Annotated in this window: 1 protein-coding gene; it reads left to right on the top strand. The window is 53.6% G+C overall.

Annotation, left to right across the window (positions count from 1 at the left end; translation table 11 throughout):
• A partial coding sequence (locus B2X00_RS12375; protein WP_290488046.1) for a PEP/pyruvate-binding domain-containing protein occupies nucleotides 1–252 on the top strand: 252 nt, incomplete at both ends.

Raw genomic sequence — 252 nt, 5'->3', positions numbered from 1 at the left:
CGCTTCGTTATTTAATGACCGTGCGATTTCATATCGCGTGCACCAAGGTTACGACCACCGAGGCGTGGCGCTGTCCGCTGGTGTACAGCGCATGGTGCGAAGTGACATTGCATCGTCGGGCGTCATGTTCACGATCGATACTGAATCCGGCTTTGACCAAGTCGTGTTCGTCACCTCATCGTATGGCTTGGGCGAGATGGTCGTTCAAGGTGCAGTTAACCCAGACGAATTTTATGTGCACAAGCCGACGCT

Origin of the sequence: Idiomarina sp. UBA3162 (assembly GCF_002364475.1) — a bacterium.
Classification (GTDB): Bacteria; Pseudomonadota; Gammaproteobacteria; order Enterobacterales; family Alteromonadaceae; genus Idiomarina.
This window is presented reverse-complemented; position numbering and strand designations above follow the sequence as displayed.